This window comes from Actinoplanes sp. NPDC023936 (genome assembly GCF_040639325.1).
Classification (GTDB): domain Bacteria; phylum Actinomycetota; class Actinomycetes; order Mycobacteriales; family Micromonosporaceae; genus Actinoplanes.
The window spans coordinates 308171-326015 of record NZ_JBEZZR010000005.1 but is presented as its reverse complement, the minus strand read 5'-3'; the positions used below and the strand labels follow the sequence as shown (position 1 = coordinate 326015).

13 protein-coding genes are annotated in these 17845 nt (G+C 71.7%); 6 read left to right on the top strand and 7 right to left on the bottom strand.

All coding sequences use genetic code 11. The annotated features are described in order from the left end of the window. Positions 1-89: 89 nt before the first annotated feature. Positions 90-1334 carry an FAD-dependent oxidoreductase gene (locus AB0F72_RS10095; RefSeq protein WP_360428246.1) on the bottom strand — a complete coding sequence of 415 codons (1245 nt, stop codon included), beginning with the start codon at positions 1332-1334 and terminating at the stop codon, positions 90-92. Positions 1335-1563: 229 nt separating this feature from the next. Here AB0F72_RS10095 and AB0F72_RS10090 point away from each other — a divergent pair, with 229 nt between their 5' ends. From AB0F72_RS10090 to AB0F72_RS10080, 3 genes are all read left to right on the top strand, one after another. Continuing rightward, a complete protein-coding gene (locus AB0F72_RS10090; protein WP_360428244.1) occupies positions 1564-2436 on the top strand; it encodes a sulfotransferase domain-containing protein in 873 nt (290 codons plus the stop codon). A 65-nt stretch (positions 2437-2501) separates the two neighbouring features. Beyond that, a complete protein-coding gene (locus AB0F72_RS10085) occupies positions 2502-3503 on the top strand; it encodes an ATP-binding cassette domain-containing protein (protein WP_360428241.1) in 1002 nt (333 codons plus the stop codon). Further along, entirely contained in the window at positions 3500-4333 is an 834-nt protein-coding gene (locus tag AB0F72_RS10080) for an ABC transporter permease (protein ID WP_360428238.1), read from the top strand. The genes AB0F72_RS10085 and AB0F72_RS10080 overlap by 4 nt, the downstream gene beginning before the upstream one ends. 25 nt (positions 4334-4358) lie before the next feature. Here the strand turns inward: AB0F72_RS10080 and AB0F72_RS10075 are convergent, their stop codons facing one another. Genes AB0F72_RS10075 through AB0F72_RS10065 form a run of 3 tightly spaced genes read right to left on the bottom strand, consistent with a single transcriptional unit; the run spans position 4359 to position 9645 of the window. Continuing rightward, entirely contained in the window at positions 4359-7604 is a 3246-nt protein-coding gene (locus AB0F72_RS10075; RefSeq protein WP_360428236.1) for a BTAD domain-containing putative transcriptional regulator, read from the bottom strand. 42 nt (positions 7605-7646) lie between these two features. After that, the gene (locus AB0F72_RS10070) at positions 7647-8318 is read right to left on the bottom strand and encodes a TrkA family potassium uptake protein (RefSeq protein WP_360428233.1); all 672 of its coding nucleotides are present in this window, start codon (positions 8316-8318) and stop codon (positions 7647-7649) included. After that, positions 8311-9645: a potassium transporter TrkG gene (locus tag AB0F72_RS10065; protein WP_360428231.1), complete on the bottom strand. Its 1335-nt coding sequence runs from the start codon at positions 9643-9645 to the stop codon at positions 8311-8313. Before AB0F72_RS10065 ends, AB0F72_RS10070 begins: the two co-directional genes overlap by 8 nt. 232 nt (positions 9646-9877) lie before the next feature. Between AB0F72_RS10065 and AB0F72_RS10060 the strand changes: the two genes are divergently transcribed. Continuing rightward, positions 9878-10840 carry a right-handed parallel beta-helix repeat-containing protein gene (locus AB0F72_RS10060; RefSeq protein WP_360428228.1) on the top strand — a complete coding sequence of 321 codons (963 nt, stop codon included), beginning with the start codon at positions 9878-9880 and terminating at the stop codon, positions 10838-10840. Positions 10841-11273: 433 nt separating this feature from the next. On the opposite strand, the gene AB0F72_RS10055 is transcribed toward AB0F72_RS10060, so the two are convergent. After that, positions 11274-11951, bottom strand: a complete 678-nt coding sequence (locus tag AB0F72_RS10055) for a DUF5947 family protein (protein WP_360428225.1) — start codon at positions 11949-11951, stop codon at positions 11274-11276. A 263-nt stretch (positions 11952-12214) separates the two neighbouring features. On the opposite strand from AB0F72_RS10055, the gene AB0F72_RS10050 reads away from it, so the two are divergent. After that, positions 12215-12658, top strand: coding sequence for a CBM20 domain-containing protein (locus AB0F72_RS10050; protein ID WP_360428223.1), 444 nt, complete (start codon positions 12215-12217; stop codon positions 12656-12658). 138 nt (positions 12659-12796) lie between these two features. After that, the gene (locus AB0F72_RS10045) at positions 12797-15544 is read left to right on the top strand and encodes a hypothetical protein (RefSeq protein WP_360428220.1); all 2748 of its coding nucleotides are present in this window, start codon (positions 12797-12799) and stop codon (positions 15542-15544) included. A gap of 3 nt (positions 15545-15547) precedes the next feature. On the opposite strand, the gene AB0F72_RS10040 is transcribed toward AB0F72_RS10045, so the two are convergent. After that, positions 15548-17488: a Clp protease N-terminal domain-containing protein gene (locus AB0F72_RS10040; protein ID WP_360428217.1), complete on the bottom strand. Its 1941-nt coding sequence runs from the start codon at positions 17486-17488 to the stop codon at positions 15548-15550. Further along, positions 17481-17834 (bottom strand): hypothetical protein, encoded by a 354-nt coding sequence (locus tag AB0F72_RS10035; protein ID WP_360428214.1) that lies wholly within the window; start codon positions 17832-17834, stop codon positions 17481-17483. Before AB0F72_RS10035 ends, AB0F72_RS10040 begins: the two co-directional genes overlap by 8 nt. Between the last annotated feature and the right edge of the window lie 11 nt (positions 17835-17845).

Genomic DNA, 17845 nt, shown 5'->3' with positions numbered 1-17845 from the left:
CCGGTGCGGCCGGCGACCTCGGCGGCGGAGAGACCGGCCGGGGCGGCCGCCGCACCGGAGCCGGCGAAGGTGTGACAGCTGCGGGCAGGTCAGGGCAGGGGCAGGGCTCCGGCGAAGACCGCGGCACACCGTGCTGCCACGTCCTCGTCGGCGCCCTGCCACAGCCGGTCCAGCCACGGCCCGGCGAAGAGCCCCACCAGCGTCGGTGTCCCGTCCGCCGCGGTGGCGTCCAGCCACTCGCAGATCTCGTTGTCGCCCGGACCGTGCACCCGGTAGTAGCCCGCCGGATGCTCTGGCCAGAATCGGTCACCGAACCGCAGCACCACCTTCTCCACCCGCCCCGCGCCGAGACGCCCCAGCGCCGCGCGGTGCCGCTCCGGCAACGCCGGCTCGAACCCGATGTCACCGGCCGCGAGCACCGGCAGCGGCGCGGTCACGATCACCGCGTCGGCGTCCAGCGTGTGCCCGTCGCCGGTCAGCGTGACACCGTCCGGGCCGATGCCGATCCGGCGCACCGGATGCCCCAGCCGCACGTCGATCTCGTCGGCCAGGTGCGCGGTGAGCAGCCGGTAGCCGCCGACGATCCACCGGTCCCCCTCGCCGACACCGGGCTCGAAACCGTGCCGCGCGCTGAGCCACGACAGCGGCGCGCCCGAGTCCATCACGATCTCCGCGTCGACGATCTCCTGGATCGCCGCGGCGGTGAACGGCGCCGGATCCCGCAGCCAGGTCTCCAGGACGTCGGCGACGGCCGCCTCCGGCGGCGCTTTCTCCAGCCGGGCGCGCAGCTCACTCTCCAGGCTTGCGGGTACGCGCCCACGCGCCGCCCCGAGCACCAGGGGATCGGTGAAATCAGTGGACACCACGGTCAGCCCGATCCGCTCGGCGAGCCGGGCCAGCACGTTGTCGTCGTACTGCTGGAGCCAGTTGGCGCCCAGGTCGAACGTGAACCCGGCCACCTCCACCCCGCTGGTGCGCCCGCCGATCCGGTCCCGGGCCTCCCAGACCACCGTCTCGACGCCGTGGGCGGCCAGGGTGCGGGCCGCGCCGAGACCGGCCATCCCGGCGCCGACCACCGCGACCCGCCGGTGCCCGAGCCCGGCGGCCCAGATCCCGGCGGCGACGCCCTGCTCGTAGGCGCCGTGGGTCATCCCGGCGCGAGTCGGGTGGGTGGCCTCGCCGGCGATCCGCAGCCGGTCGCCGACCGGCGCGCCGAGCGCGATCCGGTCCTGCGGCGTGCCGTCGCGGCCGATGAGGCTCCACGAACCCCGCGCGTACGGGTCGTCGCCCCATCGGGACACGGCGGAGGCGAGCGGGCGAGGGACTTCGATCATGACGGCAGCCTAGATAACCCGAGAATCTTTCTCAATGCGCAAGGATTACCCAGCGACCCATACCAATGTTCGCTGTGACGGAGCTGAAAGCAGGCTGAGCGTTACCGGTCAATGTATGACACGCGCGTAATACTCGTTAAGGGTTGCGTAGTAACTTGATCGATCTTGTTGTAAAGTCCCGGTCACTAATGTCCTCCCCCTGCCGCAGTGAAGGACACGGGCTCAGGCGATGTTCAACCGCACTGTCATGTTCGCGAAGCAGCACACACCGAACTACCTGCGCGTCCGCGCTCGCCGGGCGATGCAGGAAGCGCACAACGCGCGGCTCCGGCTCACCGTTCCGGTGGCCGCCCGCAGCGAATATGTCAACATCTATCACTGCGCAGTGCGCAAAACGGCGAGTCAGTGGATTAAATCGGTTTTCAGCGATCCGATCGTTTACAAGCACTCCGGATTACTCACCTATGATCCCCGCTTTTACGACTGGCGCGACCCGCGGGTGTGCCCGCCGAACCGCATCGCCCTGTCGCTCTTCTTCTCCCGGAAACGCTTCGACGAGATCCCCAAGCCGGAGCGGTACCGGGCGTTCTTCGTGATGCGCGACCCGCGCGACATGGTCGTCTCCAGCTACTTCTCGACCCGCGACTCGCACGGGCCGATGGGCGACGTCCTGGAGGTCCGCAGGGTGCTGCGGGAGCTGCCGAAGAAGGAGGGCATGCTCTACCTGATCGACGACCTCGCGAAGAAGGGCCGGTTCAACGCGCTGCGCTCGTGGGTGCTCGCGCCCGAGGACGAGGCGATCCGCCTGATCCGGTACGAGGACCTGACCGGCGCCCGGCAGACCGAGGAGATCGACCAGTTGATGCGGCACTGCGGCATCGCCATCCCCCGGCCCGAGCTGGAGACGCTGCTGGACCGCTACAGCTTCTCCCGGATGAACGACAAGCAGGGCGGCGGCACGGTGTCGCACTACCGCAAGGGCGAGGCGGGGGACTGGCGCAACCATTTCGACGACGACATCCAGGAGGCGTTCCAGAAGGCGGCCGGCGCCCGGCTCGTCGAGCGCCTCGGATACCCGGTGGACCAGCGCACCCACGAGTGACAGCGACGCGTCAGGGCCGTGCCAGCACGGTGTGCGGCCCATGACAGCGCCCCGTCGCAGTCTCGATGCGAAACGACATCGAGGAGATGCGACGCATGGAAGATCTGGTGGTGCGCGCCGAGGGGCTGCGCAAACGATTCGGGCGGACACAGGCGCTGGACGGCGTCGACCTGGCGATGCGCCGGGGCACCGTGCTGGGCGTGCTCGGCCCCAACGGCGCCGGTAAGACGACCGCCGTCCGGGTCCTCGCCACCCTGTTGCGGCCGGACGAGGGCAGCGCCTTCGTGGCCGGCGTGGACGTGCTGAAGAACCCGCAGGCGGTACGCCGCATGGTCGGGCTGACCGGCCAGTACGCGTCGGTGGACGAGGACCTGACCGGCGTACAGAATCTGGTGTTGATCGGGCGCCTGCTGGACATGTCCGGCCGGGACGCCCGGCGCCGCGCCGACGAGCTGCTGGCCTGGTTCGACCTGACGGAGGCCGGGCAGCGGCCGGCCAAGACCTACTCCGGTGGCATGCGCCGCCGCCTTGACCTGGCGGCAAGCCTGGTCGGCCGCCCGGAAGTGATCTTCCTGGACGAGCCGACGACCGGGCTCGACCCGGCCAAGCGCGAGGACATGTGGGGTGTGGTCCGCACCCAGGTGGCGCGCGGCGCGAGCGTCCTGCTCACCACGCAGTACCTGGAGGAGGCGGACGCGCTCGCCGACGAGATCGTGGTCGTCGACCACGGCCGGGTGATCGCGCACGACACCCCGGACGGCCTGAAGCGGCGCGTCGGCGGGCAGACGCTGCGGATCCGCCCGGCCGACCAGTCCCGGCTGCCGGAGGTGCTGCGCGTGCTCGACGCGGTCGCCGCGCCGGGCACCACCGCGACCAGGGACGAGGCCGCGGGCAGCCGCGCGGGCGCCGCGAGCGTGCCGGTCGTCGGCGACGCGGTGCTCACCGACGCGCTCACCCGGCTGACCAGCGCCGGCGTCGAAATCACCGAGATGGCCCTGCAGCTGCCGAGCCTGGACGAGGTGTTCCACACCCTGACCGGCCGCGCCAAGACCGAGGAGCTGGTATGACCACGCGGACCGCACCCCAGCCGACCGTCCCGCAGCACAGCGCCGCGCCCGATCGTCCCCGCCGCGGCCTGCCCGCGCTGATCAGGCACAGCGCCGCGCTCGCCCAGCGCAGCCTGATCAAGACGATGCGCACGCCGGAGGCGCTGATCGACGTCACCATCCAGCCGGTGATCTTCCTGCTCCTCTTCACCTACCTGTTCGGTGGCGCCATTGCGGACGGCAACCGGCACGCCTACCTGCAGTTCCTGCTGCCCGGCATGCTCGCGCAGTCGCTCGCGATGGGTGGCGTCGCGCTCGGGCAGAACCTGAACGCGGACATCGAGAAGGGCGTCTTCGACCGGTTCCGATCACTGCCGATCTCCCGGTTGGCGCCGCTGGCCGGCGCGGTGCTCGCGGACGTGATCCGTTACCTGACGGTCTGCGTCGTGATGCTGGCCTTCGGCACGATCATGGGCTTCCGGGTGCAGACCGGTGTGCTGCCGGCGATCGCCGCGGTGGCGCTGTCGATCGGGTTCGGCCTCTGCTTCTGCTGGATCTCGGTGTGGGTGGGCATGCTGGTCCGCACCTCGGGCGCGGTGCAGGGCATCATGTTCCTGCTGGTCCTGCCGCTGACGTTCGGCAGCAACGTGTTCGTCCCGGCGGACACCCTGCCCGGCTGGCTGCAGGCGTTCGTGCACGTCAACCCGATCACGCCGCTGGTCGGCACGATCCGCGGCCTGCTGGTCGGCGGGCCGGTCGCCTCGCACCTGCTCGTCACGCTGATCTGGATGGCCGGCCTGCTGGTGGTCTTCGTGCCGCTGGCGCTGCGGGCCTACGCGAAGCGCGCCTGACAGAAGCGCGCCTGACAGAGGCCCGTCACGCCGGTCCCAGCGACAGGCGTGCCGGGTCGACCCGGGCGAGGGCGGCCGGCGACTCCAGCGACCAGCCGGCCGCGTACGCCTCGCCGTAACCGCTCTCCCCCAGCGCCTCCCGCGCCGTGGCGGCGACCGCGGCGACGTTCAGGTCGGTGTGGTCGTGAGCGCCTCGCAGGCGGGCGGCCGCGCCGATCAGCAGGGCGGCCTCCCGGTGCCGGCCGCGCAGCCCGGCGAGCCCACCGGCGGTGACCGCGACCATCGCCATGATCGGCATGTCGTGGGTGCCGAGCGCGGCATCGTACGCGATCTTGAGCTGTTTCTCGGCGGTGTCCGCATCCCCGCGCCGCAGCGCGAGACCGGCGCGGACGCTGCCGATGATGGCCCCGCCGTGATCGCCACCGACGATCGGCAGGTTCTCCCGGCCCAGCCCGGCGGCCGCCCGGTCGAGCAGCTCCTGCGCCCGGTCGAGGTTGCCCACCACCAGCTGGAACCCGGCCTCCAGCGCGTCGACGAGCAGCACCATCTCGAGCGAGGACGAGCGCTCGGCACGGCCACGGGCGGACTCCACCGCGGCCGCCGCCTCCTCCATCTCGCCCCGGCGCATGTGCAGGTCGGCCCAGCGCAGGTCGATGAAGACCTCGTCGGCGAGGTCCATGGCGCCGAACTGGCGGGCCATCGCCCGGGCCCGGGTCAGGTCGGCGAGCGCGCCGTCGAGGTCGCCCTCGTACTGGCGCAGCAGGGCACGCAGCGGCAGCACCGTGGCCTGGCCCCACCGGTCGCCGGTGGCGCTGAACCCGTCCAGGGCGGCGATCACGTCCGCGCGCAGCCGGACCACGTCGCCGTTGTTCTCGGCGGTCTGCGCCCGGAACATCCGGGCCAGGGCCGCCATCCACGGGTCGGAGCCGCCGATCATCCGCTCCAGGCGCTCGTCGGCGGCCTCGGCCTCGCCGGCGAAGTAGAGCAGGGCGGCGGCGATCGCCCCCGGCGGCCCGGGCAGCAGCTCGTGGCGCCGCACCCGCCCGGCCAGGGACCGCAGCCGCTCGCGGCGCTCGGCGGCGCTCTCGGTGAGGTAGGCCGGCTCGTGCCCGGTCCGGTTGATCATCAACACGGCCTCGGCGCAGTCGGCCTCGACCGGATCGATGTCACCGGGGACGGAGAGCGCCTCGGCCAGCCAGTACCCGGCGTCGGTCTGCCGGCCGAACATCTGCCAGTACCAGCAGAGGTCCAGAGCCAGCCGGACAGCGCCGCGCGCGTCGCCGGTGTCGCAGAGGTGGCGCAGGCCGCTCAGCGCGTTGTCGTACTCCGCGCGGATCACCTCCAGCGCGGTGAGCTGGGCGGCGGTGCGCAGCATCGGGTCGTGCTCGGCGACCAGCGCGGCCAGGTGGCGGGCGGCCAGCTCCCGGACCTCGGTGCGGATGCCCTGCTCGGTGAGGCGCTCGATGCCGTACTCCCGCAGCGTCTCCAGCATCCGGTAGCGGCCGCCGTCCGGCGCGAGCTGCAGCAGCGACCGGTCGACGAGCGCCGCGAGCAGGTCCGGCACGTCCTCGGCGGCCACCCCGCTGCCGGCCACGACCGCCGCCGCCGAGTCCGCTGTGACGCCGCCGGGCAGCACCGCGACGCGCTCGGCCAGGATCCGCTCGTCGCCGGAGAGCAGGTTCCAGCTCCAGGCGATCACCGCGCGCAGCGTGCGATGCCGGGGCTGCGCGGTGCGGCTGCCGGTGGTGAGCAGCCGGAATCGCTGCGAGAGCCCGGCCGCCAGCTCGGGCAGGGCGAGGGTGCGCAACCGGGCCGCGGCGAGCTCCAGGGCGAGCGGCATCCCGTCCAGGCCCCGGACGACCGCCACGATGTCGCGCACGGTGGTCGCGTCCACCGCGAAGCCGGGCCGGACCGCCGCGGCGCGCTCGGCGAAGAGCCGGACCGCGGGTGAGCCGGCCGCCCGCGCCGGTTCGGCGTCCGCCGGGGGCAGGCCCAGCGGCCCCAGGGGTACGAGTGACTCGCCGTCGATCGCCAGCGGTTCCCGGCTCGTGGCGAGAACGCGCAGCAGCGGGCACCGGACGAGCAGCGCGCTCGTCAGATGGGCGACCGCGTCGATCAGGTGCTCGCAGTTGTCGATGACGAGCAGGATCTGCCGGCCGTTCAGCCGGTCGGCGAGCACGTCGAGGTCGGCGCGTTCGGCGCGGGGCCGGTTCGCGGTCTCGAAGAGCGCCGAGCCGCGCAGCCCGGCCGCGGCCACCACGGCGGCGCCGACCTTGGCCGGTTCGGTCACCGAGGCCAGGTCGACCAGCCAGGCGCCGTCCCGGTAGTCGCCGCCACGCCGCCGCGCCGCCTCCAGCGCGAGCCGCGTCTTGCCGGCGCCGCCCGGTCCCAGCACCGTGACCAGCCGGCCGCCGCTCAGCAGCGCGTCCACCCGCGCCAGGTCGTCGTCACGACCGATGAAGCTGGTCAGCGGCGCCGGCAGGTTCGTCGGCGGCGGGCTCTCCTTCCCGGGTACGGGGGACGCCTCGCGCAGCAGCCGTAGATGCCGCTCCCGCAGCGCCCCGCCCGGATCCGCGCCGAGCTCGTCGGCGAGGCGCTCGCGGATCCGCTCGTAGACGGCGAGCGCGTCGGCCTGCCGGCCCTGCCCGGCGAGCGCGTCGATGAGCAGCGCGGCCAGTCGCTCGTCGAGCGGATGCTCGGCCACCGGACCGGCGAGCCGGGTGGCGGCCCGCTCCGGGCGGCCCAGGGCGATCTCCGCCTCGGCCAGGTCGGCGGTGGCCGCCACGACGACGCCGGCCAGCCGGGTGGCCTGGGCCGGGGCGACCTCGGCGAGCTCCGGGGCGAACGGTCCGCGGACCAGCGCGGCGGCCTCGCCGAGGGTCGCCGCCGCGGCGGCCGGGTCACCGGCGCGCAGCCTGTCCCGGCCGGCGGCGGCGAGCTGCTCGAACCGGGTGACGTCCACGTCCCGCGCGGTGACCGCGAGCCGGTAGCCACCCTCGGTCTGCGTCACGGTGTGGCCGGCGCCGAGCTGCCGCCGCAGCCGGGAGACCAGCGACTGCAGGGCGTTGGCCGGATCGGCGGGCCGGTCGCCGGGCCAGAGCGCGTCGGTGAGCTGGGCCGGCGTGACCGGGCGGCCACCGGCGACGGCGAGCCGGACCAGCAGGCCACGGATCCGGGCGCCGGGCAGCGTCACCTCGGCGTCGCCCCGGCGCACGCTCAGCGCGCCGAGCACCGCGACCCGCAGCTCGGCGCCGACCCCGTCTCCGCTCACCCGCCGATCCTCCCCCGCCGTGTCGAGCGGCCACCAGGCGGCTCAGTTGGCGGCGGCGTAGGCCTCCACCTTCTCGGTGTCGCCGGCGACGATCAGGATCGCTCCGTCGGGGACCGGGGTCTCCGGCCGGGCGTACACGAAGTCCTCGCCGGGCCGTTTCGTGCCGACCACCGTGACCCCCCACTTGCTGCGCAGCGCCAGGTCCGCGAGGGTGCGCCCGCCGGCGCCGCGGGGCGCGCGGACCTTGGCGATCGCGAACCCGTCGTCGAACTCGATGTAGTCGAGCATCCGGCCGCTGATCAGGTGCGCCACCCGTTCGCCCATCTCGGCCTCCGGATAGATCACGTGGTCGGCGCCGATCGAGGAGAGGATCTTGCCGTGTTTCACGCTTGTCGCCTTCGCCCAGATCTCCGGCACGCCGAGCTCCTGCAGGGCGAGCACGGTGAGCACGCTGGTCTCCAGGTTGCTGCCGATGCCGACGACGACCCGCGGGAAGTCGTGGATGCCGAGCTGGCGCAGCGCGTCCTCGTCGGTGGAGTCCGCCTCCACCACCTGGGTGAGCCGGTCCGACCAGTCGAGCACGATGCGCGGGTCGCTGTCGACGCCGAGCACCTCGTAACCGAGGTCGAGCAGCGCCTCGGCGACCGAACCGCCGAACCGGCCCAGGCCGATCACGGCCACGTTGGCGCCGTCGCGGGTGGGTTTCTCAGCCAACTAGGGGTCTCTCCTCCGGGTATCGGTAGAGCCGGCGCCGGGTGTTCAGCGCGATCGCGGTGCCGACCGCGATCGTGCCGACCCGGCCCACGAACATCAGGACGACAAGGACGACCTGCGCGGACGGCGGCAGGCTGCCGGTGATGCCGGTGGACAGCCCGACCGTCGCGAACGCCGAGGTGACCTCGAACAGCACCCGGTCGAACGGGATGTCCTCGGTCAGCGCGTCCAGCACGACGGTACCGGTCGCCACCAGCGCGACGCCCATCAGCGCCACCGTGATCGCCTGCCGCTGGGTCTCCTCGGCGATCCGGCGGTTGCGGACCACGACGTCCGGCTCGCCCCGGATCTCGGCCCAGATCACGTACGCGAGCAGCAGGAACGTGGTGAGCTTGATGCCGCCGGCGGTGCTCGCGCTGCCACCGCCGATGAACATCAGGCCGGTGGTGGTCGCGATCGTCTCGCTGTTCAGCTCCGCCAGGTCCACCGTGTTGAAGCCGCCGGACCGGGTCATGATGTCCTGGGTGAACGCGGTCAGCACCTTCGCCGGGGTGCCGAGCGACCCGAGCGTTCCCGGGTTGCGCCACTCGAAGATCAGGAACGTGAGGAAGCCGAACCCGGTGAGCAGCAGGCTGCCGGCGACGGTCAGGAACGTGTGGGTGGACCAGCACTTCGGGGTCCGCCACTCGCGGGCCAGCTCGAACAGCACCGGGAAGCCGATCGAACCGGCCAGCACGCCGAACGCGAGCGGCAGGCAGATCCACGGGTCGGTGACGAAACGGACCAGGCTGTCGGGGTAGAGCGCGAATCCGGCGTTGTTGAACGCCTGGACCGCGTGGAACACCGCGTACCAGAGGGCTCGGCCGGGCGGATACCCGTACCCCAGCCAGAGACGCAGGGTGAGCACGACGGCGATGGCGCCTTCGCAGATGACCATGACCATCGCCACCCGGCGCAGGACGGCGGCGATGTTGCCGCCGGATAGGCCGGCGCTCTCGGCCTGCGCCATCAGCCGCCCGCGCAGACCGAGCCGGCGGGAGACCAGCAGGCTGAGCAGCGTCGCCAGGGTCATGATGCCGAAACCGCCGATCTGCGACAGCACGGTCAGCAGCACATGGCCGAACGTGCTCCAGTAGGTCGGGGTGTCCACGACGGACAGGCCGGTGACGCAGACCGCCGAGGCGGCGGTGAAGAGCGCTGTCACCAGCGGCGCGTGGCCCGGCTCGGCGCGCGCGGCCGGCAGCATCATCAGGGCCGTGCCCACCGCTATCGCGCCGAGGAACGCGAGGGGGACGATCCGAGCCGGATGCTGCCAGGGTGATCGCACCCGGAGATTATTGCTGGTGCACGGCCCCGACGCCGGACAGGAACACGGCGACGCCGGTGGGCGATGAGCGCGCCGACGCCCCGACCCTACCAGGTTGTTGCAGGAATCCTGCAACTACATTCCTCTTCACATCCATGAGCACCTATGTTTTTCTAGCAATCGGGAGCGCTCCCCAATCCCCAAGATCCGCATTCCCCCGATACGGATCACGCTTTTAGAATTGGAGCACAAAATGCCTGGCCGAATCTCTCGGTTCACGCTCGCGGCCGCTCTGCCACTCGCCCTCGTCACCGGGGCCGGCACCGCCTCCGCCGCACCGGTGCAGACGCTCGCCATCACCGACCTGGTCGGATGGGCCACCCAGAACGGCGGCACCACCGGCGGCGGCAGCGCCGCCACCACCACGACGGTGACCAGCGCTTCCGCGCTGACGACGGCGCTGGCGTCGACCTCGGCGGCCACCATCCGGGTGTCCGGCACGATCAGCTGCAGCGGCATGCTCCGGGTCCGGAGCAACAAGACGATCATCGGTAACGCCGGCGCCGCGATCGTCGGTTGCGGATTCAACATCAACGGCGACCGTAACGTCATCATCCGTAATCTCTCTTTCCGGAATTGGAACGACGACGCGATCAACGTGCAGGAGTCGGCCACCAACATCTGGGTCGATCACAACAGTTTCAGCAACGGGAACGACGGTGCGGTCGACATCAAACGCGGCTCGGATTTCATCACCGTCTCGTGGAACCGGGTATTCAACCACGACAAATCGATGCTGCTCGGCCACAGTGACAGCAACGCGAGCCAGGACACCGGGCACCTGCGGGTGACGTACCACCACAACTGGTTCGACGCGTCGACGCAGCGGCATCCGCGGGTCCGGTTCGGGAACCCGGTGCACGTGTACAACAACTACTACTACAACAACTCCGGGTACGGGGTGGCGTCCACCGAGGGCGCCGGGGTGCTCGTCGAGGCCAACTCGTTCGAGGGCGTGGACGATCCGTACCACCTCGGTGAAGGGTCGTCGGACGCCGGGACGCTGGTGGCCCGGAACAACCTCCTTGTCAACTCGGGGAGCGGGCAGACCGGCGGGTCGGTGAGATCGATCCCGTACTCGTACACCGCTGACGCGGCGTCGAGCGTGAAGTCCATCGTGACCGCCAATGCGGGTGCCGGCCGGATCAACCTCTGACCCCGTTTCTGAGAAAGGCGGGCGCCCGTGCCGGGCGCCCGCTTTGCGTCCCAGTGCCGGCACCAGTGTGGCGACGCGACCACCATTCGGGTGCGGGCGCGTGCAGTGGAGCCCGAGCACATACCCGACTTATCGCCTTTACCCGCGCGCCGCGCCCGTGACGCGGCTCTCGCATGTGGGGACAGCGCACCGTAGCCCTCACCAGCAGCGACAGGGCCACACCGATGCGGTGCGTGTGCTCACGTCTCGCCCCGGGCATGGATGAAATCGCACACTGGCGTCGCGTGTGCCCTGATCCACGCTCTGCCGCCGGCAGCTGGCACCCAGCCGCCCGCAGCGAGCGCCTGGCCGCCGGCAGCGAGCGCCCGCTCAGCCGCTGGCAACGAGCGCCTGGCCGCCGGCAGCGGGCGCCCAGCCGAGCGAGACCACCGCGCTAGAGGCAGCGGGCCCGCAGGCGCGCGAAGAACATGGTCAGGCTTCCCTGTGCGCCCTGGCCGCCGTCGAATCCACGCCAGCTGGTGCGCAACAGACCGGCCAGTTCGTAACATGCGTCGATCGGGACCAGGAAACAGCCCGCGCGGCGCATCAGCAGCGCCTCCACGCCGGGACTCAGCGTCGCGAACGCCGGATGCCGCGCCACGAGGCGGTCCCACACCGTGCCCGGGAGCTCCGACTCGGCCGCGCCGCCCGGCGCGGGCCCGCAGACGACGAGGCTCTCCGCCGTCCGGGTGACCAGCGCCAGCCCGGCCGGCGCCCGCAGGTCGTCCCACGTCTCCTGGGCCGGCACGTCGCCGGGGAACTCCAGGTAACGGTCCGGCACGGGCCGGATCCGGTCATCGGCGGGGCTGGCGTGGCAGGCCGGGCAGCCGCACAGCAGGGCCCGCCGGGACTCGTCGAGCAGATGCCGGTGCCGCGAGCTGATCACCGCCGAGCAGATGCCACACCGCGGACCCGCCCGCACCGCCCCGCGAAGAACCGCCCCGCGAGGAACCGCCCCGCGAAGAACGGCCCCGCGAGGAACCGCCCCCCGGAGAACGGCCCCGCGGGAAACAGCTCCGCTCGACGCGACTCTGCCCGCGACGGTCCTGTGCAGCACGGTCCTTGAGGTCATCGAAGCCTCCCGAGCGCCAATGAGGCCCACAGGTTAAACGCCTGCCAGCGACGTCCCGCAAGGCCAGCCACCCCACGGGGTGGACACCTGTTGAAAGAACTTTCATAGCACCCGAATGTGGCGTAGTGGTTGCACGTAGACGCAGCTCACGAACGTCTTGAGTTCCCGGAAGACACATACCACTGTGGATGCAGGCGGCCCGCTGCGGACCGAGAAGCAGCAAGAAGTTTCAAATCTTGCGGCCGCCGTAAGAAGGGAGAGTCATGCGTACGAAGCAAGTCCTGGCCCTGGGCGCCCTCGCCGGCGTCCTCGCCGCCCCGGCCCTCGCCACCCCGGTTCTGGCAGCGCCGGAGCAGGTGGAGAAGCAGGCGGTGAGCGCCGCCGAGGTGGCGCCGATCGCCGCGACGTTCAACGTGGTCGTCGGCTTCACGTCCTACGGGCAGAACGTCTACGTGGTCGGCAGCATCCCCGAGCTCGGCTCGTGGAACCCGGCGAACGCCGTCCCGCTGACCACGACGAGCAGCACGTTTCCGACCTGGACCGGTGGGGTGGCGCTGCCGGCGAACACCTACGCCGAGTTCCAGTACATCGTGAAGAACCCGGACGGCACCGTCGCCCGCTGGGAGAAGGGCTACCGGCAGAACCGCTCCACGATCACCCCGCCGACCGGCACCTACATCACGCACGACACGTTCGGCGGTTACTGATCACCAGGAAGCGGTAGGGCTCACCAGGAAGCGGTAGGGCTCGCCGGGAAGCGGTAGGGCGCCGAGGGATATGGCTTAGATATCCCTCGGCGCATGATCATCGTATCGGCAGTGCGGTCCGTCCCTATAGTTCAGTGCGTGGCTCAGGGTCTGTCCTACACCGATGCGCTCAAACTGCTGGGCGGCTCCGGCCCGCTCGCCAAGGTCACCGACAACGTGCTGGGTGGCGCGCTCTCCGTCGCCACGGCCGGCGGCAGCGACGCGGCGATCAGCCTCTTCGACGCGAAGACCGAGGTGGTCCGGCTGGGACGCCTGGTCACCCAGAAGATCACCGATTTGGTACGGGGCCAGAGCCGCTACAACCGCAGCCAGCGCCTGCACGCCGCACACAGCGTCCTGGTCGTCACCGCCTTCTTCGAGACCCTCGACACCGACGTGGGCCGCGACGACCAGCTCGCCGTCGTGGCGTCCGCGGCGGGCACCTGGATCGAGCAGTTGCTCACCGCCACGATCCCGGCGCCCGGACCGGACGTCCCCTACGACGCCCTGCTGGGCCGGCTGCACGACTGGTTCACCCGGCACGCCGACGACCGGATCGCCGGCGCGGCTCTCTCCCGCTACCAGGAGCACGTCCGCGCCCTGATCACCGAGGTCCCGGAGTTCGCGATCTGGATGCGGCAGCAGGAGGACCGGGCCGTCTCCCGCGGGCTGGAGGGGCTGGAGGCCACGCTGCTGCGGGTCACCTCGCACCGTGACCCGGCCCGGCACCGTGCGGCGCTGGCCGTCGCCTACCGCGCGGGGCTGGGCAGCCCGGTTCTCGGCGGGGACTCGGGTGACCTGACTCTGCCGAGCCTCGGTAGCGCGTACCTCGATCCGCGCTTCCGGGTGAAACAGGGCGGTCCCGGCGCCCGGCCGGCGGAGGACGGCTGGTGGGACACCGCCGTCCGCGACGACTTCGCCGGGCTCCTCGCGGTGTACCTGACCACGCCGCAGGCCGCCGTCGCGCCGATGCTGCTGCTCGGCCAGCCCGGCGCCGGCAAGAGCGCGCTCACCCGGATCCTCGCGGCACGCCTGCCCGCCGCCGACTATCTCGTGGTCCGGGTGGCGTTGCGCGAGGTGCCCGCCGAGTCCCCGATCCAGGACCAGGTCGAGGCGGCGTTGCGCAGCGCGATCGGCGAGACCGTGGCCTGGGCGGATCTCGCCGGCGACGCGGGCGGTGCGATGCCGGTGATCCTGCTCGACGGCTTCGACGAGCTGTTGCAGGCCACCGGCGTGCACCAGTCCGACTATCTGCAGCGGGTCGCCGAGTTCCAGCGGCGCGAGGCGGTGCTCGGCCGCCCGGTCGCGGTGATGGTGACCAGCCGGGTCGCTGTCGCGGACCGGGCGCGGATGCCGGCCGGCAGTCTCGCGGTCCGCCTGGAGCCGTTCGCCGAGCCGCAACTCGAGCGCTGGATCGCCACCTGGAACCATGCCAACGCCGCGTACTGGGAGGCGACCGGCCGCCGGCCGCTCACCCTGGACGTGCTGAAACGCTACCCGGACCTGGCCGGGCAGCCGCTCCTGCTGCTGATGCTGGCGATCTACGACGCCGACGCCAACGCGCTGCAGCGGGCCGGCGACGAGCTGGGCGCCGGCGAGCTCTACGAGCGCCTGCTGCACTCGTTCGCCGAGCGCGAGGTCCGCCGGATCCACGCCGGCCGCCCGGACTCCTCGCTGCCCGACCTGATCGAGGACGAGCTGCTGCGCCTCTCCGTGGTGGCGTTCGCGATGTTCCACCGGGGGCGGCTCTGGGTGACGACCGCCGAGCTGGACGGCGACCTCGCCGGGCTCGGGCTGCGACCCCGGCGGGAGACCGGCGAGGCGTTCCGCAGCCCGCTCACCGCGGGCCAGGAGGTGGTGGGGCGCTTCTTCTTCATCCAGCGCGCCCAGGCCCTTCAGGACGATCAGACCCTGCAGACGTACGAGTTCCTGCACGCCACGTTCGGCGAATACCTGGTGGCCCGGCTCGTGGTGCAGGCGCTCGCCGACGCCGCGGCGCGCGCGAGGGCCCGCACCCTCAGCCTCGGCGCCGGAGCCGAGGACGACCTGCTGCAGTCGCTGCTGGGGTACACGCCGCTCAGCGCCCGCGCGACGGTCCTGCCGTTCGTCGCCGAGCTGCTGACCGGGCATCCCGGCGTCGGCGAGTGGCTGATCGGCCGGCTGCGGGTGGCGGTGACCCGGCCCACCTACCAGCCGCGCACCTATCAGCCGATCGAGAAGCGCGTCGACTACTGGATGTCGACGTACTCGTTCAACCTGGCCCTGCTGGTCCTCGCCAGCGGGCGCGAGGTGCGGGCCTCCGACCTGTTCCAGTACGCGAAGAGGCCGGCCACGTGGCTGCGGGACACCGCGCTGCAGTGGCGTGCCGCGGTCCCGGCCAACATGTTCCTGGAGGCCATGAAGTCAATCGGCGTCGTCCGGACCTGGACCGGCGACGGCCGCCGGGACCTGATCCTGACCGGCACGCCGCACGATGTTCCCCCGCCCGTCGACATCACCTGGTCCCAGGACTACGGGATGATCCGCGACGCCGGGGTCGCCCGCCAGAACCTGCCGCTAAGCTACGCCCTGACGTCGATGGACCTGAGCGGCGCGCTCAGCGACGACCTGCTGCGTCACGCCCTGCAGCCGCTGCTCGACCGCTTTCCGGAGTCCGTGGAGCTCATCGTGACGGACGACGAGGGACGGTCAATGTCGATGGCGCACGTCGTGGTCGAGGTCCTGCTCGCCGCGGCGACGGAGAAGGACCCCGACGCGCTGCGGGCCATTCGCGAGCGCGCCCGGATGCTGACCTTGATCGAGGAGTTCAAATTTCTCGCCGACTATCTGCCCGGCCCCGAGGAGTAGAGATCAGGCGGCCGGGTTGCGGTGGATCGCCAGGTCCCCGATCGTGTCGGTGGCCCGCTGGCGGGGCAGCGGGAACCCACCCGCCCGCAGCTCCCTGGTCAGCTCCGGGAGCAGCGCCTCGATCCGGATCAGCTCGCCGCCGCCGCTGATGCCGTCCCGCAGGATGCGCAGCAGGGCGGCGGTGAAGGCCGAGTTGCGGGCGCCCTCCGGCGCGTGCGCCTTGTCGGTACGCGCGGTGGCCGTCAGCACGTAGGCGCCCTTGATGTCGAGCTCGCCGCCGGGCTGGTCGCCGGCCATGAACTCGATGGCGGTCCCGGCGTAACAGCAGTCCAGGATGACCACGCACCGGCGGCACGGGCTGCGCTGGATGAGGCGGCGGATCTGCGTGTACGGCAGCGAGCTGACCTCGATGTGCGCCGCTTTCGTCGCACTGAGCCCGAGGTAGAGCCCGTCCTCGGAGAACCCGTGGCCCGCGTAGTAGAGCAGCAGCGTGTCCAGCGGCTCCGCGGCCAGCTCGGCGATCCTCGGGATGTCCGCCCATCCGGGGTCGGCGAAGACGTGCACCCGTTCCGGGGCGAAGGCGCCGTGCTTCGGATCGGTGAGCACGTCCCGCAGGTCGGTCAGGTTGGCCGCCACCGACGGCAGATCCGGAAGCCGCGGATCGCTGTAGGCGGCCGTCCCGATCAGGATGGCGGCGGAGTCGGCGGGAGCGGGCAGCAGCCGGTTCACCACGCGGACGGCAGCCGGCGACCCGGCGTCCGGAACCACGTCGACGACCGGCACCGGGATCCCGGACATCTCCAGCACCGCCATCACGTCCTCGGCGCACACGACCGGCTCGTCCAAAATATCCGATATCTCCGGATCGCGGCTGGCCGCTCGCACCCGCGTCAGCGCGGCGGCCTCGTCCAGGAGGTCGAGGGCCCGCGCCGGCAACGCCAGATCCGACTCGTATCGGCCGGCGTGCGCCGCGGCCACCACAAGAGCCTCGTCGGCCACCGACACGTCATAATGACCTGCGACAGCCACCATCCCCCGCCGGAGCATCGGCAGCGCCTCCGCCGGGCCGGGCTCCTCGACGGCGAGCGAGATCAACCGGCCCCGCAGCCAGGGATCGTTGAGCAGGCTGTCCCGGGCTTCCTCGTCCCGGACCATCAGGATCGTCTGCCGGTTCCCGCTGGCGATCTCGTGGTGAAGCCAGAGGAGCGGCGTGTCCTCGGTCAGTCGTTCAGCGCCGTCGACGCACACGACGTCCTCGGGCGCCACGTCGAGCGCGTCGTCGTCACCCATCCGCCGTAAGTCGAATGTGACGAGCCTGCGGCCGCGCAACTGACTCGGCACCTGTCCTCTGTCGATGCGATACTTCAAGCCTCTGACCAGCTCGGTCTTGCCCACACCCGCCGGGCCGGACAGCAGCACGCTGTACCGCCCGCGGCGCACCAGGATCTGGGTGAGACGTTGCAGCTCCCGATCCCGCCCCACGGCCGGCCGTTCCGCACCGGCCGGCGGAGTGTCTGCCGAGGATGGCCCGACGAGCTTCGTCAGCAGCCCGGCTCGATCGACGCCCAGCTCGTCGAGGATCCGGAACGCTCCACCGTCGCTCTGCCGCAGCAGAGCGATCAGGACGTGCTCGATCCGGACCTCGCGGTCCTCCGCGTTCTCCGACTCCGTCACCGCGAGTCCGCAGATCTCCTTGGCCCGCCGCGTGAACGGAATGCCGGTGGGGTCCTCCCTGGCCGGTCCCCGGGCGCGGGGAAACGTGGCGAGCGCTCTCCCCCGGGTGATCCCGGCATCGCGCAGCAGGTCGGACGCGGTTGTCCCGGTCGCGCCGACGAGGGCGAGCAGGACATGCTCCGTACCCATGTAGTCGTGGCCCAGCTCGTGCGCCTCCTCCTGCGCGCGGAGGAAGACCCGGCGGGCTGCCGCGTCGAACTTCTCAAACATCGGTGCCGTCCTGGAGCTTGCGAAGCAGCTCCTCCGCCGTCGCGTCCGCGTCTTTCACCCGATCGGACTCCAGCTCGATCTCCCGCTCGCCCAGCCGCACCCGGATGCGGGTCGGCTGCCGCTGCCGGCCCAGCCAGCCCGCGACCGCTCCGGCGAGCGCCGCCAGCAGCGTGTTGTTGTCGGTCACCCACTGCAGCGCGTCCGGGACGAAGCCCATCTCGCCGGGCTTGATCGGTGCGTCGACGCGGCTCAGACGCGTACCCCGCAGATCGGCGTCGGAGCGCAGGTCGCGCTCCACGGCGCGCAGGGTCTCCGGGTCCGCGAAAATCTTTACGGTGAGCGCCATGAAAGCACGTT

Coding starts and splice junctions, on each gene's coding strand:
- AB0F72_RS10080 (WP_360428238.1), top strand. CDS start 3,500: ATGACCACGCGGACCGCACCCCAGCCGACCGTCCCGCAGCACAGCGCC.
- AB0F72_RS10060 (WP_360428228.1), top strand. CDS start 9,878: ATGCCTGGCCGAATCTCTCGGTTCACGCTCGCGGCCGCTCTGCCACTC.
- AB0F72_RS10040 (WP_360428217.1), bottom strand. CDS start 17,488: ATGTTTGAGAAGTTCGACGCGGCAGCCCGCCGGGTCTTCCTCCGCGCG.
- AB0F72_RS10085 (WP_360428241.1), top strand. CDS start 2,502: ATGCGAAACGACATCGAGGAGATGCGACGCATGGAAGATCTGGTGGTG.
- AB0F72_RS10050 (WP_360428223.1), top strand. CDS start 12,215: ATGCGTACGAAGCAAGTCCTGGCCCTGGGCGCCCTCGCCGGCGTCCTC.
- AB0F72_RS10035 (WP_360428214.1), bottom strand. CDS start 17,834: ATGGCGCTCACCGTAAAGATTTTCGCGGACCCGGAGACCCTGCGCGCC.
- AB0F72_RS10090 (WP_360428244.1), top strand. CDS start 1,564: ATGTTCAACCGCACTGTCATGTTCGCGAAGCAGCACACACCGAACTAC.
- AB0F72_RS10055 (WP_360428225.1), bottom strand. CDS start 11,951: ATGACCTCAAGGACCGTGCTGCACAGGACCGTCGCGGGCAGAGTCGCG.
- AB0F72_RS10095 (WP_360428246.1), bottom strand. CDS start 1,334: ATGATCGAAGTCCCTCGCCCGCTCGCCTCCGCCGTGTCCCGATGGGGC.